Origin of the sequence: Stenotrophomonas sp. SKA14 (genome assembly GCF_000158575.1) — a bacterium.
Classification (GTDB): domain Bacteria; phylum Pseudomonadota; class Gammaproteobacteria; order Xanthomonadales; family Xanthomonadaceae; genus Stenotrophomonas; species Stenotrophomonas forensis.
On the sequence record NZ_DS999412.1, the window covers coordinates 735,483 to 757,570 of the forward strand.

The following is a 22,088-nucleotide window of genomic DNA, read 5'->3' on the forward strand; positions in this document are numbered from 1 at the left end:
GGCGTGGGGCGGTGATGGGGTGTGACAGGGGCCAACCTCGGTTGGCGCATCAAGCTGTCGTACTCACGTCATGGCTCCTTCACAGATCGCGCCGAGACTGCGCGCCTTGTCCAGCCTGTTGTGCCTGCGCAGGTGCTGGCCCTGTTGTGCCCTTCCGGAGCCCTGCCGTGCATCGTTCGAAGCTTTCGCGTTCCATCCTCCTTGCCCTTTCCATGGCCAGCGCAGGAGGCGCGATCGCAGCGGAGGCCGATGCGGTCGATGCCTCGGCAGGCAGCCGCGCGGCGCCCACCCAGCTCGATGCGATGCTGGTCACCGGTACCCGCGCCTCCAACCGCACCCAGTTCGAAACGCTGGCGCCGGTGGATGTGTTCACCAAGGAAGACATCAAGTCGGTTGAATCCACTGACCTGAAGGACGTGCTGGCCCAGCTGGTGCCGTCGTTCGTGGTACAGCGACTGCCGATGGCCGACGGCCAGGTGTTCGTGCGCCCAGCCACCCTGCGTGGCCTGTCACCGGACCAGACGCTGGTGCTGGTCAACGGCCGCCGCTTCCATCGCAGCGCGTTGCTGGGCAACCGTGGTGCGCAGGCCGCCGATCTGGCGCAGATTCCGACCAGTGCGATCAAGCGCATCGAAGTGCTGCGCGATGGTGCCTCGGCGCAGTACGGCTCGGACGCCATTGCAGGCGTCATCAACATCATTCTCGAGGATGGCCCCGGCACCGAGATCACCGCCGGCTATTCGCAGTATGCTCAGGGCGACGGCGCCTCGCGCGACTTCAGTGCGCGCACCGGCTGGTCGCTGGGTGACTACGGCAGCCTGGTGCTGTTCGCCGAATCGTCCAACTCCGACGCCACCTCGCGCACCCGCCAGCGCCCGGATGCCATCGCGTTCCAGGCCGCGCATCCGGACCTGGACGTACCCAACCCGGTGCAGCGCTGGGGCCAGCCGGACCTTGAAAGCCGCCGCGTCGGCTTCAACGTCAAGGCCAACGCCAGCGACACGCTGGAGCTCTATGCCTTCGGCCTGTACAGCCATAGCGATGGCGTCAGCGATTTCAACTGGCGCAACCCCGATACCACCACCGGCGCCTACCGTACGACCACGATCTTCCCCGGCTGGAACCTGCGTTCGATCTATCCGGTGGGCTTCAGCCCGCAGTACGGCAACGTCCAGAACGACCTGCAGCTGGTGGGTGGCCTGCGTGGCGAGATCACGCCCAAGCTGCGTTGGGATGTCAGCGCGTCGTATGGCCGCAACGCCATCGACTACAGCCTGAAGAACTCGATCAATGCCTCGCTCGGTCCGGCCAGCCCGACCGCGTTCGATCTCGGCCGCCTGACCCAGACCGAGAAGAACGCCAACGCCGACTTCAACTACGAGTGGGACGTGACCGCGCTGGCCAAACCGATCAACGTCGCCTTCGGTGGCGAGTTCCGCCAGGAGACCTACCAGGTGCGCGCCGGTGACCCGGCCTCGTATGCGGTGGGTCCGGGCGCGGCCGCGGGCCTGGAAGCCAATTCCAATGGCGCACCGGGCTTCTCGGCCAGCCAGGCCGGGCAGTGGAGCCAGCGCAGCAAGGCGGCTTATGTGGATATGGAGGTGCCGCTGGGCGAGCGCTGGAGCATCGGTGCGGCCAGCCGCTATGAAGACTTCTCCAGCTTCGGCAGTACGCTGGACGGCAAACTCTCGGCGCGCTTTGCAATCACCCCGGACGTGGCCCTGCGCGGCACCGTGTCCACCGGCTTCCGTGCACCGACCCCGGCGCAGCTCAACACCACCAGCACCACCCAGGGCCTGGACACGCGCACGCTGCAGATCTTCACCAGCGGCCGCCTGTCGCCGAATGATCCGCTGGCCCAGCTGCTCGGTGCCAAGCCGTTGAAGCCGGAGGAATCGCGTACCGCCTCGCTGGGCCTGACCTGGCGCACCGACCTGGGCCTGTCCGGCTCGGTGGATGTGTACCAGATCAAGCTCACCGACCGCTTCAGCCAGTCGGCCAGCTTCGCCATTCCAGCCGGCACGCCCAACCCGCTGGGCTATACCTCGGTGAACTACTTCACCAACGACTTCGACACCACCACCACCGGCGTGGACGTGGTCGGCAACTACCTGCGCGACCTCGGCGCGGGCCGCATGACGCTGACCCTGGCCTACAACTACAACCGTACCCGGGTGGACAACGGCAGCACCTCGGTGGCCACCAACGAGACCCAGCGCGTGCTGTTCGAAGACCGCCTGCCCGAGCACAAGGGCAGCCTGACCGGCAGCTGGGACATCGGCGCCTGGTCGCTGATGGCGCGCATGCGCTACTACGGCGCCTGGACCGACTCCAGCGGAAATGCAGTGGGCGACATCTACCAGCGTTTCGGCGCGATGAGCTTCCTCGACCTGGCCGTGGGCTATCGCATCAACGAGCACCACAGCCTGCGCGTGGGCGCCGACAACGTGTTCGACCGCTACCCGGATGAGGCCACCTTCCAGGCCAGCCGTGGCCTGGTCTACTCGCGCAACGCGCCGTACGACACCGATGGCGCCAACCTGTACGCACAGTACCGGTTGAGCTTCTGATGGACCGTACCCGTCGTTCCCTGCTGCGCGCCGGCACCTTGCTGCCGGCCGCCGCTGTGCTGCCTTCACTGCCTGCGCAGGCGGCCGCGCGCTACGCTGGCCCGATGCAGATACCCGCGACGACCGTGGCAGCGGAGACGCTGGCCCACGACGAAACCTACTGGTCCGCGGTGGCCAGCCACTTCGACATCACCGACGAAGTGAACCACCTGGAGAACGGCTACTGGGGTGCGATGGGGCGGGAGACGCTGGCCAGCTACCAGCGCCACACCGCCGAGGTGAACCGTGGCAACGCGTGGTACGGCCGTCGCGAGTTCCCGGCGCACTACATGGCGGTGCAGCGGCAGGTGGCCGAACTGCTGGGCGTGGGCGCCGACGAGATCGCGCTGACCCGCGGCGCCACCGAGGCGATGCTGGCCCTGATCGGCGGCTACAACCGCCTGCAGCCCGGCGATCAGGTGCTGTACGCCGACATCGACTACGACAGCATGATCGGCGCGATGCGCTGGCTGCAGCAGCGTCGCGGCGTGCAGGTGGAGCGCATCGCACTGCCGGCGGTGCCGGACCACGCGCAGATCCTGCAGGCCTACGAGACCGCGTTCGCGCGCCTGCCGCGGCTGAAGCTGGTGCTGCTGACCCAGGTCAGCCATCGTCACGGGCTGGTGCTGCCGGTCGCGGAAATCGCCGAGCGTGCGCGGGCGCGCGGCATCGATGTGATCGTCGATGCGGCGCACGGCTTCGGCCAGATCGACTACGCGGTGCCGCAGCTGAAGGCCGATTTCGTCGGCATCAACCTGCACAAATGGATCGGTGCGCCGGTCGGCGTCGGCGCGATGTACGTGCGCAAGGGCCGCGTGGCGGATCTGGACCCGTACATGGGCGAGACCGACGATGGCCGCGTGGGCAGCCGTGTGCACACCGGCACGGTCAACTTCGCCGCCTACCTGGCATTGCCGGAAGCGATTGCCCTGCACCAGCGCATCGGTGCGGCCAACAAGCAGGCGCGGCTGCGCTACCTGCGCGAGCGCTGGACGGTGCCGGCGCGGCAGATGGCACATATCGAAGTGCTGTCCTCGCCGGACCCGGCGCTGGCCAGTGCGCTGGCCAGCTTCCGCCTGCGTGGGCGCACCAGCACGGCCGACAATATCGCGCTGCAGAAGCGCCTGCTGGATGAGCATCGGGTGTTCACCACGCACCGCGACGGGCTCGATTCCGGCGCCTGCGTGCGGGTGACGCCGTCGGTGTTCACCCGGCCGGAGCAGATGGATGCATTGGTGAAGGCTTTGGCGGCGTTGGGGTAGTGCCGGCCGCTGGCCGGCAACCTCATGATCCGTGCACGCCGTTGCCGGCCAGCGGCCGGCACTACCTGGCGCCTCGCCCATCCACGCATGGCGTGAACGGGCGGTGCCAACCAAGGTTGGCATCTACCGAAACGGGTCCAGTAGATCCACGCCATGCGTGGATGCTTTCCACCTACCGCTCGATTGCCGGCAACGCATCGGACAACAACAAGCGGTCAATCCGCCGCAGCGCACTTTCCAGTTGCCGGCGGTCCGCCGCCAGCCCCAGTGACAGCCGCACGCCGTTCTGATGCAGCACCCCGGGCGGGCAGAACGCCGATGACGGCGCAATCGCCAGCCCTTGCAGCTGCGCGGTGCGCACCAAGGTGGCATCGGTCCACGGCGCTGGCACCCGGCACCAGGCATGCAGGCCCTCGGCGCGCTGCAGCAGCGACGGCGCCAGCAGATAGCGCGCCATGCGCATGCGCTCGCGCGCTTCGTTGCGCACCTGCGCCAGCAGCGCTTGCGCCGAGCCATCCAGCAGCAGTTGGCTGGCCAGCGCCGACACCAGTGGATGACCCATCAAGCGTGTCGCCCGCAGCGCGGCCGTCATCGACTCGGCATGCGCCGCACCCGGGCATTGCACGAACGCGGTTCGCAGGCCTGGGCTGATCACCTTCGACAGTGTGGCCACGTAGAACACGTGGCGCGGCGCCAGGGTTGCCAGTGGTGTCGGCGCGTCCTCGGCGAGGTGCCAGTACGGATCGTCTTCGATCGCCAGCAGGCCTTCGCGTTCCAGTACGCGCGCCAGCGCTTGGCGCCGCTGCAGCGGCAGGGTGAATGCCGTCGGGTTCTGGCAGGTCGGATTGAGATAGACCAACCGCGCGCCGCCTTCGCGTGCCTGCCGCACCAGCGCCTCGGGGCACATGCCGTGTTCGTCGCTGTCCACCGGCAGCAGACGCCGGCCCAGTGCGGCCGCTGCCTGCAGCAACCCCGGGTAGACCAGCGTGTCGCACAGGATCGCATCGCCATCGCGGCTCTGGCTGACCAGGATCGCTGCCAGCGCGACCTGTGCGCCTTCGGTCAGCAGCAGGCAGCCGTCGTCCACGGTGCCCAGCATCGGCCGCAGCCAGCGCGCCGCCGCATGGCGATCGGTCGGGTTGCCGCCGCCCAGGTGGTAGGTCATCAGGTTGGGCGCGTTGCTGCGCGCAAGTACGGCGGCGGCGCCACGACGCAGCGTCTCGGCCAGTGCATCGGCATCAGGCACCGGCGGCACGTTCATGCTCAGGTCCACCACCTGCTCGAAGCCGGCCTTGGGCGGTGCGATGAAACTGCCCTGCGGACCGCGCGCCTCGATCAAGCCGCGCTTGCGTGCTTCGTCGAATGCACGGGTTACCGTGGTCAGATCGACGCCGAGCTGCAGCGCCAGCGCGCGCTGCGAAGGCAGGCGTTGTCCGGGTGCAAGGCCGCCGCGACGCACCGAGCGTTCCAGTGAATTGACGATGCGCAGATAGATCGGCCCAGTGTGTGCGAGCACGTCCTGCACCCACTCACGCGCTGCGACATCCGGTCGCGGCATGTACGGAGCATGTCGGGGCGTATCCTTGCTTCCAACGGCGGGAGCCTGTCCATAACCATCGGTCGGTTCGGACAGGTGACCGCCGTTGTTGTTTACGGCGGTCGCGCCGGCCAGCCTCGGTGAAGTCATTGCGCGTCCTCAGCGCGGGGCGTGCCAGGGGCAGTAACAGCCCACGGCAAGCAGTCCTTTCGGGCGCACGGTTTCGCCGCGCACCAGTTTGTCCAGCAGTGGTTCGACGAAGCTGTTGGCCGAGTTGCAGACCATGCCGATGCTGTACGGGCCGGCGTAGGCCAAGTGGCCCTGGCGATCCCAGATCGCCACCGCAGGGCTGGCCGGGATGTGCTCGATGCCGTCGATGGTCGGCAGGTTGATCACCTTGTTGCGCAGCGGCTCGGGCAGTTCACCCTGGGTGCCGGGACGGCGGATCGCATAGAAGTCGATGCCGGCGCGGCGATACATGCTGATCAGGTAGCTCAGGTGTGCGCCGGTTTCGCGGTTGCAGACCGCGCACGCCGGGTCCCAGAAATGCACTACGCGGATGCGGCCGGTATCACCGGCCAGATCGGCGGGCAGGCGCAGCTGCGAGTCGTCGAAGACGATGGCCTGTTCGGTGAAGGTGGATTGCGCGCTGTAGCCGAAGTACTGCCACAGCGCCGCCGCCACGCCCGCCATGAACAGGCAGGCGAGGGCGATCATCGTCGGCAGCAACCAGCGACGCGCACGCGGCGCGGCTGCGCCCATCAGGACGCGTCTCCGCCGAACTTGTGCACGTACTGCTTGCGCATCTCGCGGCAGGAGTCGGCCTGCGCGCGGCGCTGGATCTCGCTACGCGCTGGATCCTCGCTGCGCTGCACGCACTGCTCGATGGCGTGGCGCTCGGCGGCCTGCACATCCACGGTCTGCGGCTGCAGGCAGACCCAGGCCAGCGCGGCCAGCATCAGCACCACAAAGCCACCGCACCCGGCCATCACCAGGTGGAACTTCAGTTTCTCGGCGCGCATCGATGCACGTCCCTTCATCCATACATTGCATACAAAATATCATCTTGTATGGATTGGACGCCATGCACACGCTTCAGACGATGGCGCTGTGCCGCGCTTCGGGGGCTTCGGACAGAATCTCGTTCAGCTTGGCCAGCGCCCCGGCCAGCGCGCCCTGGTCGACCGCGCCGCCCAGAGACAGGCGGATCGCGTTGCCCGGCGGCGGTTCCTCCACACTGAAGGCATCCGAGCTGGCGATGCCCAGGCCTTGTTCCTGCGCGGCCTGGATCAGCCGGTACTGGTCCAGCCGTGGCGGCAGCGGCAACCAGACATGCAGGCCGGCCGGATGGGCGCGGGCACGCGACGGCAGGTACTGCGCGGCAATCGCCTGGCGTTCGCGCAGTTCCTGCTGGAAGCGCTGCACCATGTCCTGGGCCTGGCCGCTGCGGATCCATTGCGAGGCCACCGCCACCATCGACTGGGTCGGCATCAGCGCGATCGCGCGCAGCGCATCCAGCACCGGCTCCATCGGCTCGCCGGCCGGCACCACCAGGTAGGCGGTGCGCAGGCCCGGCGCCAGGCACTTGGACAGGGTGGAGATGTAATAGACCGGGCAGCCGGCGTCGCGGTGCGCGGCCAGCGGCGGTGCGGCGTCCCCGGCCAGCAACCAGTAGGGATCGTCTTCGATCACGGTCAGATCGTGTCGCTTCGCGACGGCCAGCAGCGCCTGCCGGCGCTGTGCCGACATCGTCGCCGTGGTCGGGTTCTGGATGGTCGGCACCAAGTACAGCAGGCGCGGGCGGCGCAGCTGGCAGGCTTCTTCCAGCGCGTCCGGCAGCATGCCTTCGGCGTCCATCGCCACCGGCACCACGCCCCGCTGCAGCACGCGCGCGGCGGCCAGCAGCCCGGGGTAGGTCAGCTGTTCGGCGGCGATCAGCTCGCCCGGTTGGGTACGGGCCAGGATCAGTGCACATAGCGCGGTCTGCGCACCGGGGCAGATCACCACCTGGTCGGCCCCCACGGTGCCCAGCATCGGCGCCAGCCAGTGCACGGCGGCGGCGCGGTCCTCGCGGGTGCCGGCGCCGACGTGGTAGCTCATCAGTTCGCCCTGGCCCAGCTGCTGGCCCACGTGCTGGAAGCCGGCCTCCATGCCCTGCGCGAACGGCGCGCTGCCCAGCAGCGGCGGGATGTTCATGCTCAGGTCGACCGAGGTGCTGCGGTTGCCGGCCGACAGTGCAATGAAGGTGCCGCCAGCGCCCTGCGCATCGAGCAGGCCGGCCTGGCGAAGTTCGGCAAAGGCGCGGGTGACGGTGGTCAGGTCCACGCCCACCTGTTGGGCCAGGTCGCGCTGCGGCGGCAGGCGGTCGCCGGGGCGCAGCACGCCGTCATCCACCGCCTCGCGCACCTGCTGGGCAATCTGCAGGTACAGCGGTCCGGCGCCCTCGCGGAAGGGGCGAACCCAGGTGCGGTTGGGATGTTTCAGGCGGCGGCCGGCGGCAGGAGGCGTCATCGGTCAGATTTTTCCATACGTGCAGATGCACAAGTCCATACAATCATGTATCTTGTATGGGCTTGATTGGAGTGGATCGCATTTTTGTAGGCGACCTCGTACCCACAGTGTAGCCGCTCCACGCCCGGGCGCTGCGCGCAGGCGAGCCGGTCAAGCGCGCTTCTTCAACAGGGTTGACCTCCAATGAATATCTGCTGGAACCGCATCCGCCTGGCGCTGGTCGCCCTGGCCTGCGTCGGCCTGTCGGGCTGTGACTGGGTGCTGCTGGATTCGAAGGGCATGGTCGGGCTCGTCCAGCGCGACCTGATCCTGATCTGCATCGGCGTGATGCTGATCGTGGTGATACCAGCCATCGTGCTGACCTTCGTATTTGCCTGGCGCTTCCGCGCCGGCAACACCCAAGCGAAATACACGCCGGACTGGTCGCACTCCACCAAGGTGGAGATCGTGGTCTGGGGCGTGCCGCTGCTGATCATTGCCGGCCAGGCAGTGATCGTGTGGAAGTCGACCCACGAGCTGGACCCGTACAAGCCGCTGGACGTGGCCGGCGAACCGCTGCACGTGGACGTGATCGCCACCGACTGGAAGTGGGTGTTCGTGTACCCGGACCTGGGCATCGCCACGGTCAACCAACTCAACTTCCCGGCCAACCGCCCGCTGGCGTTCAACATCACCTCCAACTCGACGATGAATACCTTCTTCATCCCGCAGCTGGGTGGGCAGATCTACGCGATGGCCGGCATGCGCACGCAGCTGCACCTGATCGCCAACGAGCCCGGCCAGTTCCGTGGCATGTCCGGCAACTACAGCGGGCATGGCTTCTCGAACATGAAGTTCATCGCCACCGCCAGCAGCAACGAAGACTTCGAGCGCTGGGTGGCCGAGGTGCGCAGCGCGCCGCAGGCACTGGATTTCAACCAGTTCAAGGCGCTGGCCGCACCGACCAAGAACGCACCGGTACAGCACTTCTCCAGCGTCGAGCCGCTGCTGTTCAAGAAGGTCATCGACCAGTTCATCGGCGTGGGTGAGAACACCGCCGCTGCCACCCCGGCGGGCGCTGCCGGTGGTGCCCAGGTTTCCCAGGAGTAACGAACATGTTGGGTAAATTGACGTGGGAGGCCGTGCCGCTGCACGAGCCGATCGTCGTGGTCACATTGGCGGCCATGGTGCTGGGTGGCCTCGCGCTGCTCGGTGCGGTGACGTACTTCAAGCTGTGGGGCCCGCTGTGGCGTGACTGGTTCACCACCGTGGACCACAAGAAGATCGGCATCATGTACGTGGTGGTGGCGCTGGTCATGCTGGTGCGTGGCTTCGCCGATGCGCTGATGATGCGCGCGCAGCTGGCCGCGGCCGGCCCGGGCAGTGACGGCTTCCTGCCACCGGAACACTACGACCAGATCTTTACCGCGCACGGCGTGATCATGATCTTCTTCGTGGCCACCCCGTTCGTGGTCGGCCTGATGAACATCATCGTGCCGCTGCAGATCGGCGCGCGCGACATGGCATTCCCGTTCCTCAACGCCTTCAGCTTCTGGATCTTCGTGGTCGGCGCCGCGCTGATGATGATCTCGCTGGGTGTTGGCGAGTTCGCCATGACCGGCTGGGTCGCCTATCCGCCGCTGTCGGGCATCGAGTTCAGTCCGGGGGTGGGTGTCGATTACTACATCTGGGCGTTGCAGGCCTCCGGTGTCGGCACGCTGCTGACCGGCGTCAACCTGTTCATCACCATCCTGCGCATGCGTGCGCCGGGCATGACCCTGATGAAGATGCCGGTGTTCACCTGGACCGTGCTGGTCACCAGCGTGATCATCATCGCCGCGTTCCCGATCCTGACCGTGGCGCTGGGTGCGCTCACCCTGGACCGCTACCTGGACTTCAACTTCTACACCAACACATTGGGTGGCAACCCGATGATGTACGTGAACCTGGTGTGGGCGTGGGGCCATCCGGAGGTGTACATCCTGGTGCTGCCGGCGTTCGGCATCTTCTCTGAAGTCACCGCTACGTTCGCGCGCAAGAAGCTGTTCGGCTACAAGTCGATGGTCGGCGCGACGCTGGCGATCGGCATCCTGTCATTCATCGTCTGGCTGCACCACTTCTTCACCATGGGCTCCGGTGCCAGCGTCAATGCCTTCTTCGGCATCATGACGATGATCATCGCCATTCCCACCGGCGTGAAGATCTTCACCTGGTTGTTCACCATGTACGGTGGCCGCGTCGAGTTCAGCGTGCCGATGCTGTGGACCATCGCCTTCCTGGTCACCTTCACCATCGGTGGCATGACCGGCGTGCTGCTGGCCATCCCGGGTGCGGACTTCCTGCTGCACAACAGCCTGTTCCTGGTCGCCCACTTCCACAACACCATCATCGGCGGCGCGCTGTTCGGCTACCTGGCCGGCTTTGCCTACTGGTTCCCGAAGGTGTTCGGCTTCACGCTCAACGAGCGCCTGGGCAAGTGGTCGTTCGCCTGCTGGGTGATCGGCTTCTACCTGGCCTTCATGCCGCTGTACATGCTCGGCTTCATGGGCATGACCCGGCGCATGAACCAGTACGACAACCCGGCCTGGACGCCGTACCTGATTGCTGCCTTCATCGGTGCGCTGTTCGTGTTCGCCGGCATCATCCTGATGCTGGTGCAGATCTACGTGAGCGTGCGCGACCGCAAGCGCAACCTGGACCTGACCGGCGACCCGTGGAATGCGCGCACGCTGGAATGGGCCACGCCGTCGCCGCCGCCGTTCTACAACTTCGCCGTGGTGCCCAAGGCCGATGAGCTGGATGCCTTCCACGAAGCGAAGAAGCGTGGCCTGCCACCGCCGCCGAAGAAGTACGCGCCGATCCACATGCCGAAGAACACCGGCGTGCCGCTGATCCTCAACATCTGGATCCTGGTGCTGTGCTTCGCGTTGGTCTGGCACATCTGGTGGATGGCCGCCGCCAGCTTCATCGCCATGATCGTGACCCTGATCGTGCGCTCCTACGACGAGGACGTGGACTACTACGTCAGTTCCGAAGAGGTGGCGCGCACCGAAGCGGCCAACCTGGCCAAGCTGAAGGAGGTACGCGCATGAACCTGTTGACCCGCCCGGAGCTGGCCAGCGATACGCAGGCGCACCAGGATCACCACGCACACGACCATGGCCATGAGCAGGGCGGCATGAAGGTGTTCGGCATGTGGGTCTACCTCATGTCCGACCTGGTGCTGTTCGGCTCGCTGTTCGCCTCGTACGCGGTGCTCAGCACCGCCTACGCAGGCGGCCCCACCGGCAAGGACCTGTTCTCGCTGCCGTTCGTGATGGCCGAGACCTTCCTGCTGCTGGTCTCCAGCATCACCTACGGCCAGGCCGTGCTGGCGATGCACCGCCATGACGCTTCGGCAGTGCTGCGCTGGCTGGGCGTGACCTTCGTGCTCGGCGCCTCGTTCATCGGCATGGAGATCTACGAGTTCTCGCACCTGATCCACGAAGGCGCCGGCCCCAGCACCAGTGCCTACCTGTCGGCGTTCTTCGCGCTGGTGGCCACCCACGGCCTGCACGTGGCCAGCGGCCTGATCTGGATGGCCGTGGTCATGCACCAGGTCTACCGCCGCGGCCTGACCCCGACCAACATCACCCGCGTCTCGTGCCTGAGCCTGTTCTGGCACTTCCTGGACCTGGTGTGGATCTGCGTCTTCACCTTCGTCTACCTGATCGGAGCCTTCTGACATGGCCCACGTCGAAACCTCGCGCGCCGGCAATGCGCACGGCTCCACCACGTCCTACCTGATCGGCTTCGTGCTGTGCGCGCTGCTGACCGTAGTGCCGTTCGCACTGGTGATGAACCCGGTGCTGTCGCGGCCGCTCACGCTGTTCCTGCTGGTCGGCTTCGCGGTAGCGCAGATCCTGGTGCAGCTGGTCTATTTCCTGCACATGGACCGCAAGTCCGAAGGTGGCTGGAACCTGGCCAGCTTCGTGTTCACCCTGGTGATCCTGTTCATCGTCGTCGCACTGTCGGTCTGGATCATCTGGAGCATGCACTACCACATGATGATCAACTGAGCCTGCGCACCGTGAAAGGCATTGCGTTCCCCCATCGTGGCCTGCGGCTGGCCGCAGGCCTGCTGCTCGGACTGCTGGCCGGCTGCAGTGCGCAGTCGCGCATGGACTTCTATTCCAAGGACATCGCCTGCGAAGAACTCGGCCAGCACTGGTCGATGCCCGACAGCCACGGCACCGTGCGTGGCCCGGAGGATCTGCAGGGTCAGGTGACCTACCTGTTCTTCGGCTTCACCAGATGCCCGGACGTGTGCCCGACCACGATGGTCGAGTTGAGCCAGGTCAAGCACCTGATGGGCAAGGATGCCGACCAGCTGCAGGTGGTGTTCGTCAGTGTCGATCCGGCCCGCGATACGCCGGAGGTCGCGCGCACCTATGTGGAAGCCTTCGACCCGAAGGCAATCGCGCTGGTCGGCAACGAAGCGCAACTGGCGGCGATGGCCAGCGACTTCAAGGCGTTCTACGAAAAGGAACCCGGGCAGATACCGCAGACCTACACCATGAGCCATATCGCCGGTGGCTACGTGTTCGATCGCCAGGGTCGGCTGCGCCTGTTCGCACCGTATGGCATGCCGGTGGACAAGCTGTTCTCCGACGTGCAGCGCCTGCTGCTCGAGCCCGCGCACCCAGCGGCCGGTAGCGACCCGCTGGCCAGCTGCAGCCTCACCCACAACGGCACGCTCGCCGCACGCTGACGCTGGTGGATGCCAACCTTGGTTGGCATACCCCTGAATCCCCCGGCCGGCCAGGAGAGCCAACCGGCCGGGGGCACCACTCAACGCCTTACTTGGTTTCTTCCCACTGCACCACGTCCGGCTCGGCCGCACGGATGCCGGCGGTCGACAGCAGCTTGGTGGTCGCATCCAGTGCCGCGTTCACCGACGGGTACTCGACGATCGCCCGGCCCGCGGCCTTGGACACCTTCACCACGGTGCCACCGGTGGCGGTGGCCGCGCGCTGCGCCGAGGCCGCGTCGGTAAAGAACACCTTGACCCGCGAGGTCGCCACCACCGGTGCGCCGTCGCTGGAGACAGCCGCAGCGAACTTGCTGGCACCGGCATCCACGCGTGCCGCCGCACCGGCACTGCCGGCATCGGTGGAACGCTTGCTGCGCGTGCTGGTGGCCGCCGCACCGGCATCAGCCGCGGGAGTGATCTTGAACTGGCCGCCGCTGGCCGGCTGCACGGTCGCTGACGGTGCCAGCTGGAAGCGCGAACCGCCTACATCGAACGAACGGCCGGTAGCCGCCGCCTTCAACGCCTGTGCATCCACAGTCGACAGGGTCCTCGTGGCAGGGGCCTGGCCGGAACTCTGGGCCCAGGCGGTGGTGGTCATCGCCGCAAGGGCGAGGGTGCTCAACAGAATGGTCTTCTTCATCATCAGTGCCCCAGAACGCGGATCTTGAAGGATTCGAGGTTGCCACGCGATGCAGCATTCGCGGCCTGCCCCAGGTCGGTCACTTCCAGCGTCCAGGTGCCCGTGGCGTTCTCATCCAGGAAGGCATTGCTGGACAGCAGGTCCCAGTTGGTGAAGTTGCGCTGCACGCCGCCGGTGCCCGAACCGATCGCGGTGAACGCCGGCTGCACTACGCTGCGGGTGCCACTGGGCGAGACCAGCACGAACTGCAGCTGGCGGGTGTTGCTGTGGTTGACCCGGAAACCCAGCTGCACGCTCTCGATGTTGCGTGCACCGTTGGCCACCTGGAAGGTCAGGCGTGCTGCGGCCGTTGGCGTGTTGCCGATGGCCACGGTGCGCGTGGTGGTACGCCAGCCGCTGTCGACCAGCGCGCCCAGCGACTGGAAGTTCTCCGCCACCTGCACGGCGCGTGCGGCATTGACCACACCGAAGCCGTACCAGTTGCTGTACGCGCGGCCGGCGGCGTTCACCGTCCAGCCCGGTACCAGCACGCGGCCGTCAGCCAGTGTCACCGCCGCACGGTTCGGGTCGTTGCGGGTGGCGGTGGTGGCCAGGATGTACTTCACATCGCGGTAGGACAGGTTCGGATTGGCTTCCAGCACCAGCGCCGCGACACCCGAGACCATCGGCGTGGCGGCCGAGGTGCCGTTCATCTTGCCGGTGTAGTTGCAGGTGCTGTCGATGGCGGACTGCGCGCCGTCCAGCGTGTTGCGCAGGCTGGCGTTCTTGTTGCTGCCCTGCAGGCAGCCGGTGACGTCGGTGGTGAGGATGGCCGGATCGTAGCGGATCGCCAGCTGCCCGGGCACGACCTGCCGCTGCCAGCCGTTCTCGCCGCCGAAGCCGGACACCCACAGTGCCGAGCCGGTGGACGAGTACGAGGAGCGCACACCATCGGCACGCACCGCGCCCACGGTGATCACGGTGAACAGGTTGTTGCGCGGGTCACGGCCGGCCGGAACGCAACCGGTGTTGCGGTTCTTGGTGTCAGCCGAGCAGATATCGCTGCCGTCCGGTCGGTAGCCGTTGTCGTGGTTGTTGCCGGCCGCTTTCACATAGATGCCGCCGCGACCGCCGCGGGTGCCGGACATCGCCTGCTCATAGGCGGCGATTTCGTTCTGGCTGTAGGCCGGCGGCAGGTTCGGATTGCCGGGAATGGAGCCCCAGCTGTTGTTGAACACCTGCACGTCGGCCACTTCGGCACCGTCCCACCAGGAGTACTCGATGTTGGACGTTGAATTGCCCTGCGCGTTGGACGCCAGGAAGTTGAAGCCCTTGAGGGTGGCCGCCGAGGCCACGCCGCGTACGCCCAGATTGTTGGCGCCCACCGCACCGGCGATGCCGCCGACCATCGTGCCGTGGTTGTCGACGTCGGGATTGGACGGCGTGGGATTGTTGGAGCCGTTGGCGAAGTTCTTGCCCGCCACCGCCGCCACATTGGCCGCCAGGTCCGGGTGGGCGATCTGCAGGCCATCATCGACGATGGCGATGGTGACGCCCTGGCCACGGATGCCATTGCGGAACAGGCCATCCACGTTGAGATCGTTGCCGGCCACCGGCAGGGTATCGCCCAGTACGGCCTGCCCGGTATTGAGCAGGTGCCACTGCCGCCCGGCCAACGGATCGGCCTGCTGGGCCTGGGCGGTGGCCGTCAGGCTGCCCAGCACCAGGGCAGTGGCAAGGGCCAGGCGCGCGGAGCGCGGTGGTGCGGAGCGTTGCGTGTGTCGCTTCATACACGAATCCTTCTGTTGTGAATCGGCATGGCAGACGGCGGGGCGGGACTGCCCCATCGCAACGAGCCAAACGCGACACAACGAAGAACCCCCTACCTCTTCACAGCAGCAATCTGCGGATGTGCCAATTCCGTCACAAACACTTATGCCGTGGGGTAATGACGACGGCGTTGGCTCGCATCTGGGGGATGCCAACCTTGGCCGGCACCCGCATCCACGCATGGCGTGGATCTACTGCCCGCATCCGGCAGATGCCAACCTTGGTTGGATCCTGCGTCATCGCGCGCCCTCACATCCGCCTGTGCTACTACGGCCCTCGCACACTTCCGTACCGGAGCACCCAGATGGTCAACCCCCTGGCCCAGGCCCATCGCGGCCCAGGCACTACGCTGTTCAGCCTGTTGAACCCGATACCGTTCGGCTTCTTCGTCGGCGCGCTGATCTTCGACGCGATCTACCTCAACAGCGCCGAGGTGATGTGGGGCAAGGCCGCGGCCTGGCTGATCACCTTCGGCCTGCTGATCGCCATCATTCCGCGCCTGATCAACCTGTTCGCGGTCTGGCGCCGCAACGGCACAGCCACCCGCATCGACCGCATCGACTTCTTCCTCAACCTGGTGGCCGTGCTGCTGGCCATCTGGAACGCCTTCGTGCACAGCCGTGATGCCTATGCCGTTGCGGTGCCGGGCACGATCCTGTCGGCGCTGACCGTGGCCCTGATCGCACTGGGCCTGATCCTGCTGTCATTGCAGCCGCCGGTGCTGCAGGGAGGCCGTCATGGCTAAGCACATCCTGCCCACCATGGCTGCCCTGGCGCTGGCGGTGACCCTGTCGGCCTGTGCGGGCAAGGCCGAGTACCACCCCGCCGACCAGTCCGGCGCGAAGCCGCCGCTGCCGGCGCCGAAGAACTTCCTGATGCCGCCGATGCAGGTGCCCAAGGGCGTCGGCTGGGCTGACGGCCAGACACCGACGGTGGCCGACGGCCTGAAGATCGAGCGCATCGCCGCCAACCTGATGCACCCGCGGCGCCTGTTGACCCTGCCCAATGGCGACGTGCTGGTGGTGGAAGGCAACGGCCCCGGCGAAGAGCCGGTCACTACGCCCAAGCAGTGGATCGCCGGCAAGGTGAAGGCCCGTTCGGGCAAGGCCGGCAAGGGCGGCAACCGGGTCACCCTGCTGCGGCGCACGCCGGGAACGAATACCTGGACCCAGCATGTCTACATCGAGGGCCTGCACTCGCCGTTCGGCATCCAGCTGATCGGTGACACGCTGTACGTGGCCAACACCGGCAACATCATGCAGTACCACTACGTGCCGGGCGAAACCCGCATGTCCGACAAGGGCCGCGAGTTCACCGACCTGCCCAGCACCATCAACCACCACTGGACCAAGGAACTGCTGGCCAGCCGCGATGGCAGCAAGCTGTACGTGGGCGTGGGCTCCAACAGCAACATCACCGAAAATGGCCTGGCCGTCGAATACCGCCGCGCCGTGGTGCTGGAAGTGGACGTGGCCACCCGTGGCAGCCGCATCTTTGCATCGGGCATCCGCAATCCGACCGGCCTGGACTGGGAGCCGAGCACCGGCAAGCTGTGGGCGGTGGCCAACGAGCGCGACGAGATCGGTGCCGACCTGGTGCCCGATTACCTGACCTCGGTGAAGGAAGATGGCTTCTACGGCTGGCCCTACAGCTACTACGGCCAGCATGTGGATGAGCGCGTGCAACCGCAGCGGCCGGACCTGGTGGCGAAGGCGATCGTGCCCGACTACGCCATCGGCTCGCACGTGGCACCGCTGGGGTTGCTGTTCTACACCGGGCAGGCGCTGCCGGCGCAGTACCACGGTGGCGCCTTCATCGGCGAGCACGGCAGCTGGGATCGTTCACCACTGAGCGGCTATGAAGTGGTGTACGTGCCGTTCAAGGACGGCAAGCCGACCGGGCGGCCGCAGACCGTGGTCAGCGGTTTCGCCTCGAAGGACGAGAAGACCTTGATGGGCGCACCGGTAGGCATGGCGATGGACGCCGAGGGTGCGCTGCTGGTGGCCGACGACGTGGGCGACGTGGTGTGGCGGGTGTCGGCCAAGTAGCCTTGTAGAGTCGAGCTTGCTCGACTGCTTTGGATCTGGCCTTTGTAGAGTCGAGCCATGCTCGACTGCTTTTGCCAGGAGCAGTCGAGCATGGCTCGACTCTACAAAAAGCCGGAATCAGCCGAGCATCGCCTCGGCGCTACACATCCGACGGCGCCGCACGCAACCCACTAAACACCGACTCGGCGGCAAACCCCACGCCGCCCAGCAGCACACCGAAGTACACCACCGTGACCACCACGAAGCCGTAGCCCGCCGCCACCGCAGCGCCATCACGCTGGATGAAGCCGATCGCAAAGGACATCAGCGCCAGCGCCGGCAGCGTGTTGCTGAAGGGAATCGGCCCGGCCGGCGCCATCAGCAGCAGGGTCGCGAACACCAGCATCAGGTTGTTCAGGCGCATCATCTTCTTCGAGCGCACCATCACCGCCAGCCGCATCGGCCGCGACAACCGCTCCATGCGGTGCACCCACTTCAGCGCACGGCCCAGGTTGGCCTTCAGCTTGTCGGTGGCGATCTCGCGGCGCGCCAGCTTCTGCGGCACCCACAACGGGCGGTTGCGCACCCGGCTCAGGCCGATCAGCAGGATCGAGGCGCCGAACACCGTACTCAGCCCGGGAATCGACACCGGAATGATGAAGATGGCCGAGAGCAGGATCACGATCAGCAGCAGGCCCTCATCGCCCAGCGCGCTGAGCAGGGTGCCGACGCTGACCTGTTCGCCGGGCAGCTCGTCGATCATCTGCTCGATCTGCTGGGCCAGGGGGGCGCTGTCGTTGGTTTCGGGGGCACGGTAGGTCATGCGTCGCAAGGTTCTCCAAGGAAGGGCGGTCAGCGGGCCGTCCTGCGGTGGGGGACGCACAGGCTCCCGCAGTATCCCGGCCAACGCCGGCAAAGAGGTGAACCGGGCATGAGGGGGTAAAATGGAGGGCCCGCATGAAGGTAAGACGCTGATGGACATGGGCCGCAGGCAATCGACCATCGAACTGGTCGCCATCGACATGGATGGCACCCTGCTGGACCCCACCCACTCGCTTACCGCGCGGGCCAGGCAGGCCATCGCGCAGGCGCGCGCGCTGGGCGTGCACATCGTGCTGACCAGCGGCCGCCCGGTGCCCGGCCTGGCGCCGTTCCTGCACGAACTGGGCATCAACGGTGACGACGACTACTGCATCGCCTGCAACGGTGGCCTGGTGCAGCGCATCGGCACCCGCGAAACGGTGGTCGAGTACCCGCTCAGCTTCGATGACTTCCTGTTCTGCGAGCAGGTGGCCCGCGACCTGGGCGTGCACTTCCAGGCGCTGGATGCGCAGCGCATGTACACGCCCAACCAGGACATCAGCTACTACACCGTGGCCGACTCGCATCTTTCGCGGATGCCGCTGTCGTATCGCCGCGTGGCCGACATGGACCCGTCGATGTCCTTCATCAAGCTGATGATGATCGACGCGCCCGAGGTGCTGGATGCCGCCATCGCGCGCCTGCCCGCCGAACTGACCGAGCGCTTCGCGGTGCTGAAGAGCGCACCGTTCTTCCTGGAGGTGTTCGACCACCGCGCCGGCAAGGGGCCAAGCCTGCAGAAGCTGGCCGAGCACCTGGGCATCGACCGCGCCAACGTGATGGCCATCGGTGACCAGGAAAACGACCTGACCATGCTGCAGTACGCCGGCACCAGCGTCGCGATGGGCAACGCCATCGATGCGGTGAAGGCGGTGGCGCGGTTTGAAACCACCAGCAATGCCGATGACGGCGTGGCGCGCGCGATCGAGCGCTTCGTGCTGCAGTAACCGCACGGCCATCGGCCCTGGTAGGTGCCAACCTTGGTTGGCACGCGCAGACAGCAGGCGCCGACCAAGGTCGGCCTCCACCAAGTCCCATCCGCCCTGGTGGGTGCCAACCTTGGTTGGCACACGCAGACGGCAAGTGCCGACCAAGGTCGCCTCCACCAAGTTCTATCCGCCCTGGTGGGTGCCAACCTTGGTTGGCACACGCAGGCGGCAAGCGCCGACCCAGGTCGGCCTCCACCAGGTCTCATCCAGGTGCCAACCTTGGTTGGCACACGCAATCGGCACGCGCCGGCCTATACCCACGTATAACCCACCCATCCCCATCGCCATTGCCGCTGTACCACGGTGCAATGGCGGATGCGGCAGTGCGATGCAAGAATTTCGCACGTCGAAATCACCCCACCGAATCCCACGGCAGATGATCGCTTTCGTCTGCTGACCGGCGCGCACCGCGCGGTCATCCCCTCAACGCAATCGCATCGCCAGCCAGAGCGCCGACACCGGTGCTGCGTCGCGCTGGGCGTGCGCCTGCGCCGCTCTCTCCCTGCACCTGGATCTGCCCATGAACACCCCACCCACGACGCGCCTCGCCCTGGCCATCATCACCGCCATCGCCGCACCTGCGTATGCCGCCGAGACCCACGACACCGCGCACGACACGCCCACCACCTTGAACGCCTTGCAGGTCATCGCCACGCCGCGCGGCGCGGCCGTCGCACCCACCCAGGTGGTCGGCCCGAACCGCTACATCATCAAGGCCGAAGACCTCGACGCCATGGTGACCGGCAACAACGGCCTGGCCATGCTGAAGCAGGTGCCCGGCGCCAGCTACACCGCCACCGACGGCCTGGGCCTGGATATCTCGGCCACCAGCCTGTTCGTGCGCGGCTTCCGCATGAATGAAATGGGCATCACCTTCGAAGGCGTGCCGCTGAACGACAACGGCTTCCTCTCGCTCACCGGCAGCAGCGTGGTGAATGTGGGCGTGCCCGATGGCATCGGCGCGATCACGGTCAGCCCTGGTGGTGCGCCGGTCAGCGTGTTCTCCAGCAGCGTCAACGGCGGCAGCCTGGAATACCGCCTGCGCGAGCTGCAGGACACGCCCAGCCTGCGTGTGAAGCAGGGCGTGGGCAGCAACAGCACGCTGGTCACCACCGTGTCCGGGCAGAGCGGCCAGCTCGGCGAGCACGGCCCGAAGGTGCTGGTCGACCTGCAGCGCGTGTCGGCCGACAAGTACCAGGGCGAGGGCACCCAGAACTTCCTGCGCGGCGATCTGAAGCTGCAGCAGGACGTGGCCTGGGGTGACTTCACCGTGTTCCTGTCCGACAGCAAGGCCAAGGTCTGGGGCTACAACAACATCTCCTTCGACATGATCCGCAAGCTGGGCTGGAAGGCCGACATCTTCTATCCGGACTACGCGTGGGCCTGGTACGTGGCCTCGCCGGAAAACGCGGACAAATCTTGTGGCGCCTACACCTGCGGTGAGCTGTCCGAACTGATTCCGTACGACACCGGCCAGACCACCCGCGATCGCGTGTCCTCGATCAACCACCGCTTCCAGATCAGCCCGGCGCTGAGCGGCAACGTGCAGCTGTACAACGCCAACAGCCACACCCAGGCCACGCTCACCGACCCGACCGTGCCATCGCCCAACGGTGCACCGTTCTCCGAACAGGTGCAGACGCCGCGCGTGAACCGGCTGGGTGGCATGTTCAACCTGCAGTTCGAGACCGGCGCGCACACCTTCACCGCCGGCGTCTGGCAGGAGAAGAGCAAGGCCGCGGCGAAGACCGAGTGGTACCAGCAGCCGCTGCTGGGCGAGGGCCCGCCGCTGAAGGCCACCGGTCCGTTCGACGTGTACGGCCCCGCGTTCAAGACCGACAATGCATCGAGCTGGGTGACCCGCTCGCGCCAGTTCTACCTGCAGGACGACATCGTGTTGAACGACACGCTGAAGCTGGGTGTCGGCTTCAAGGCCGTGGACTTCCGCACCAGCGGTGGCGGGCTGGGTGATGCCAAGGACCGGCCGGTGAACGGCACGCTGCGCGCGAAGAGCAACTTCCTGCCGCACGTCTCGCTGTTCTGGAGCCCTACTGAATCCACCGATGCCTTCATCGATCTGGCCAACACCATGAACGGCTACCGCGTGGCCCAGCGCGGCAACATCGGCTACACCGCCTCGGCGTGGACCATCACCGACCAGGAAGAGTTCGACCGCGTGGCCGGCACGCTGCGCCCGGAGAAGAACTGGAACCTGACCCTCGGTGCCTCGCATCGTTTCGACCGGCTGACGATTACCGGCGATGTGTTCTACAACGACATCCGCAATCGACTGCTGTCGGCCGCCATCGGTACCCAGTTCGCGCAGATCAATACGGTGCGGCTGATGCCGAAGATGCACGTGATCGGCGCTGACCTCGGCATCACCGCCGACCTGACCGACCACCTGCAGTTCTACCAGGGCGTGGCCGTGGCGCGTTCGTACTACGACAGCGATTTCGTGGTGGGCGACACGGTGTACCCGATCAAGGGCAATGCGCAACCGGGCTATCCGCAGATTTCGCTGGTGAGTGATCTTTCCGCGCACTTCGGCGACTGGCGCTTCGGTGCCACCAGCACTTCGTACCTGCGCCAGCCCTTCACCTACGAGAACGACATCCGCGTGCCGACCTTCTGGCAGGTCAACACCTATGCCGCCTACCGCTTCGGTGCGGACAGCGCGTTGCCGGGGCTGGAGCTGCGGCTGGACGTGAGCAACCTGTTCAACCGCCACAACATCGGCACCGCCACCATCGCCGGCTCGTCGTTCTCGGGGGATTACCAGACCCTGCAGCGCAGCGCGCCCCGGCAGCTGATGTTCAGTACCTCGATGACGTTCTGAGGCAACCAGGAGTTTCGGGGTCAGATCCCTTTGCACCGCAAAGGGCTCTGACCCCCCAAACCCGCCGGACTGTCATGCCCCTCTGGCGCCATCGGGCCTTTCGCTGCATGACCCGCTCTGGCATTGACCTTTCCGCTGCCATGACCTGCTCTTGGTAGAGTCGACTGCTAGTCGACTGCTCTGCGCATTCACCTGACAGAAAACCGCGGGTCGACTAACAGTCGACTCTACCA

Annotated in this window: 18 protein-coding genes; 11 read left to right on the plus strand and 7 right to left on the minus strand. The window is 66.4% G+C overall.

The window, feature by feature from the left end; translation table 11 throughout:
* Positions 1-167: 167 nt before the first annotated feature.
* Both SSKA14_RS03325 and SSKA14_RS03330 read left to right on the plus strand, forming a co-directional pair.
* Entirely contained in the window at positions 168-2,570 is a 2,403-nt protein-coding gene (locus SSKA14_RS03325; RefSeq protein WP_040006952.1) for a TonB-dependent receptor, read from the plus strand.
* A complete protein-coding gene (locus SSKA14_RS03330) occupies positions 2,570-3,871 on the plus strand; it encodes an aminotransferase class V-fold PLP-dependent enzyme (RefSeq protein WP_008268468.1) in 1,302 nt (433 codons plus the stop codon). Before SSKA14_RS03325 ends, SSKA14_RS03330 begins: the two co-directional genes overlap by 1 nt.
* Positions 3,872-4,043: 172 nt before the next feature.
* On the opposite strand, the gene SSKA14_RS03335 is transcribed toward SSKA14_RS03330, so the two are convergent.
* From SSKA14_RS03335 to SSKA14_RS03350, 4 genes are read right to left on the minus strand one after another with little or no spacing between them, the layout of a single operon-like run.
* Positions 4,044-5,558: a PLP-dependent aminotransferase family protein gene (locus SSKA14_RS03335; protein WP_040006954.1), complete on the minus strand. Its 1,515-nt coding sequence runs from the start codon at positions 5,556-5,558 to the stop codon at positions 4,044-4,046.
* A 9-nt stretch (positions 5,559-5,567) separates the two neighbouring features.
* Positions 5,568-6,170 (minus strand): DUF6436 domain-containing protein, encoded by a 603-nt coding sequence (locus tag SSKA14_RS03340; protein ID WP_008268636.1) that lies wholly within the window; start codon positions 6,168-6,170, stop codon positions 5,568-5,570.
* Entirely contained in the window at positions 6,170-6,448 is a 279-nt protein-coding gene (locus SSKA14_RS03345) for a hypothetical protein (RefSeq protein WP_232281358.1), read from the minus strand. Before SSKA14_RS03345 ends, SSKA14_RS03340 begins: the two co-directional genes overlap by 1 nt.
* Positions 6,449-6,503: 55 nt before the next feature.
* Positions 6,504-7,919, minus strand: a complete 1,416-nt coding sequence (locus tag SSKA14_RS03350; RefSeq protein ID WP_008268256.1) for a PLP-dependent aminotransferase family protein — start codon at positions 7,917-7,919, stop codon at positions 6,504-6,506.
* Positions 7,920-8,102: 183 nt separating this feature from the next.
* Here SSKA14_RS03350 and cyoA point away from each other — a divergent pair, with 183 nt between their 5' ends.
* The 5 genes from cyoA to SSKA14_RS03375 are packed head-to-tail and all read left to right on the plus strand — an operon-like array spanning position 8,103 to position 12,648.
* Positions 8,103-9,008 (plus strand): ubiquinol oxidase subunit II, encoded by a 906-nt coding sequence (gene cyoA / locus SSKA14_RS03355; protein WP_008268464.1) that lies wholly within the window; start codon positions 8,103-8,105, stop codon positions 9,006-9,008.
* Positions 9,009-9,013: 5 nt separating this feature from the next.
* On the plus strand, positions 9,014-10,990 hold the full coding sequence (gene cyoB / locus SSKA14_RS03360) for a cytochrome o ubiquinol oxidase subunit I (RefSeq protein WP_012481499.1): 1,977 nt from the start codon (positions 9,014-9,016) through the stop codon (positions 10,988-10,990).
* Positions 10,987-11,622, plus strand: coding sequence for a cytochrome o ubiquinol oxidase subunit III (gene cyoC / locus SSKA14_RS03365; RefSeq protein ID WP_008267806.1), 636 nt, complete (start codon positions 10,987-10,989; stop codon positions 11,620-11,622). Before cyoB ends, cyoC begins: the two co-directional genes overlap by 4 nt.
* Before the next feature lies 1 nt (position 11,623).
* Positions 11,624-11,956, plus strand: a complete 333-nt coding sequence (gene cyoD / locus SSKA14_RS03370) for a cytochrome o ubiquinol oxidase subunit IV (protein ID WP_008268101.1) — start codon at positions 11,624-11,626, stop codon at positions 11,954-11,956.
* 11 nt (positions 11,957-11,967) lie between these two features.
* The gene (locus tag SSKA14_RS03375) at positions 11,968-12,648 is read left to right on the plus strand and encodes an SCO family protein (protein WP_008268302.1); all 681 of its coding nucleotides are present in this window, start codon (positions 11,968-11,970) and stop codon (positions 12,646-12,648) included.
* Between the two features lie 88 nt (positions 12,649-12,736).
* Here the strand turns inward: SSKA14_RS03375 and SSKA14_RS03380 are convergent, their stop codons facing one another.
* Both SSKA14_RS03380 and SSKA14_RS03385 read right to left on the minus strand, forming a co-directional pair.
* The gene (locus tag SSKA14_RS03380; RefSeq protein WP_008267380.1) at positions 12,737-13,333 is read right to left on the minus strand and encodes a hypothetical protein; all 597 of its coding nucleotides are present in this window, start codon (positions 13,331-13,333) and stop codon (positions 12,737-12,739) included.
* Complete coding sequence (locus SSKA14_RS03385) at positions 13,333-15,099, minus strand: S8 family serine peptidase (protein ID WP_040006958.1); 1,767 nt, start codon at positions 15,097-15,099, stop codon at positions 13,333-13,335. The genes SSKA14_RS03380 and SSKA14_RS03385 overlap by 1 nt, the downstream gene beginning before the upstream one ends.
* Positions 15,100-15,443: 344 nt before the next feature.
* Between SSKA14_RS03385 and SSKA14_RS03390 the strand changes: the two genes are divergently transcribed.
* Positions 15,444-15,884, plus strand: coding sequence for a DUF2231 domain-containing protein (locus tag SSKA14_RS03390; RefSeq protein ID WP_040006960.1), 441 nt, complete (start codon positions 15,444-15,446; stop codon positions 15,882-15,884).
* Entirely contained in the window at positions 15,877-17,187 is a 1,311-nt protein-coding gene (locus tag SSKA14_RS03395) for a sorbosone dehydrogenase family protein (RefSeq protein WP_008265019.1), read from the plus strand. The genes SSKA14_RS03390 and SSKA14_RS03395 overlap by 8 nt, the downstream gene beginning before the upstream one ends.
* Before the next feature lie 139 nt (positions 17,188-17,326).
* On the opposite strand, the gene SSKA14_RS03400 is transcribed toward SSKA14_RS03395, so the two are convergent.
* Positions 17,327-17,989, minus strand: coding sequence for an exopolysaccharide biosynthesis protein (locus SSKA14_RS03400; protein ID WP_008268329.1), 663 nt, complete (start codon positions 17,987-17,989; stop codon positions 17,327-17,329).
* 151 nt (positions 17,990-18,140) lie between these two features.
* Between SSKA14_RS03400 and yidA the strand changes: the two genes are divergently transcribed.
* On the plus strand, positions 18,141-18,974 hold the full coding sequence (gene yidA, locus SSKA14_RS03405) for a sugar-phosphatase (RefSeq protein WP_040009302.1): 834 nt from the start codon (positions 18,141-18,143) through the stop codon (positions 18,972-18,974).
* 562 nt (positions 18,975-19,536) lie between these two features.
* Positions 19,537-21,855, plus strand: a complete 2,319-nt coding sequence (locus SSKA14_RS03410; RefSeq protein ID WP_008264683.1) for a TonB-dependent receptor — start codon at positions 19,537-19,539, stop codon at positions 21,853-21,855.
* Positions 21,856-22,088 lie beyond the last annotated feature (233 nt).

Bases quoted from the DNA above. Each gene is read 5' to 3' on its own strand.
- SSKA14_RS03330 (WP_008268468.1), top strand. From the start codon at position 2,570: ATGGACCGTACCCGTCGTTCCCTGCTGCGCGCCGGCACCTTGCTGCCG.
- SSKA14_RS03335 (WP_040006954.1), bottom strand. From the start codon at position 5,558: ATGACTTCACCGAGGCTGGCCGGCGCGACCGCCGTAAACAACAACGGC.
- SSKA14_RS03340 (WP_008268636.1), bottom strand. From the start codon at position 6,170: ATGGGCGCAGCCGCGCCGCGTGCGCGTCGCTGGTTGCTGCCGACGATG.
- SSKA14_RS03345 (WP_232281358.1), bottom strand. From the start codon at position 6,448: ATGAAGGGACGTGCATCGATGCGCGCCGAGAAACTGAAGTTCCACCTG.
- SSKA14_RS03350 (WP_008268256.1), bottom strand. From the start codon at position 7,919: ATGACGCCTCCTGCCGCCGGCCGCCGCCTGAAACATCCCAACCGCACC.
- cyoA (WP_008268464.1), top strand. From the start codon at position 8,103: ATGAATATCTGCTGGAACCGCATCCGCCTGGCGCTGGTCGCCCTGGCC.
- cyoB (WP_012481499.1), top strand. From the start codon at position 9,014: ATGTTGGGTAAATTGACGTGGGAGGCCGTGCCGCTGCACGAGCCGATC.
- cyoC (WP_008267806.1), top strand. From the start codon at position 10,987: ATGAACCTGTTGACCCGCCCGGAGCTGGCCAGCGATACGCAGGCGCAC.
- cyoD (WP_008268101.1), top strand. From the start codon at position 11,624: ATGGCCCACGTCGAAACCTCGCGCGCCGGCAATGCGCACGGCTCCACC.
- SSKA14_RS03380 (WP_008267380.1), bottom strand. From the start codon at position 13,333: ATGATGAAGAAGACCATTCTGTTGAGCACCCTCGCCCTTGCGGCGATG.
- SSKA14_RS03385 (WP_040006958.1), bottom strand. From the start codon at position 15,099: ATGAAGCGACACACGCAACGCTCCGCACCACCGCGCTCCGCGCGCCTG.
- SSKA14_RS03390 (WP_040006960.1), top strand. From the start codon at position 15,444: ATGGTCAACCCCCTGGCCCAGGCCCATCGCGGCCCAGGCACTACGCTG.
- SSKA14_RS03395 (WP_008265019.1), top strand. From the start codon at position 15,877: ATGGCTAAGCACATCCTGCCCACCATGGCTGCCCTGGCGCTGGCGGTG.
- SSKA14_RS03400 (WP_008268329.1), bottom strand. From the start codon at position 17,989: ATGACCTACCGTGCCCCCGAAACCAACGACAGCGCCCCCCTGGCCCAG.
- yidA (WP_040009302.1), top strand. From the start codon at position 18,141: ATGGACATGGGCCGCAGGCAATCGACCATCGAACTGGTCGCCATCGAC.
- SSKA14_RS03410 (WP_008264683.1), top strand. From the start codon at position 19,537: ATGAACACCCCACCCACGACGCGCCTCGCCCTGGCCATCATCACCGCC.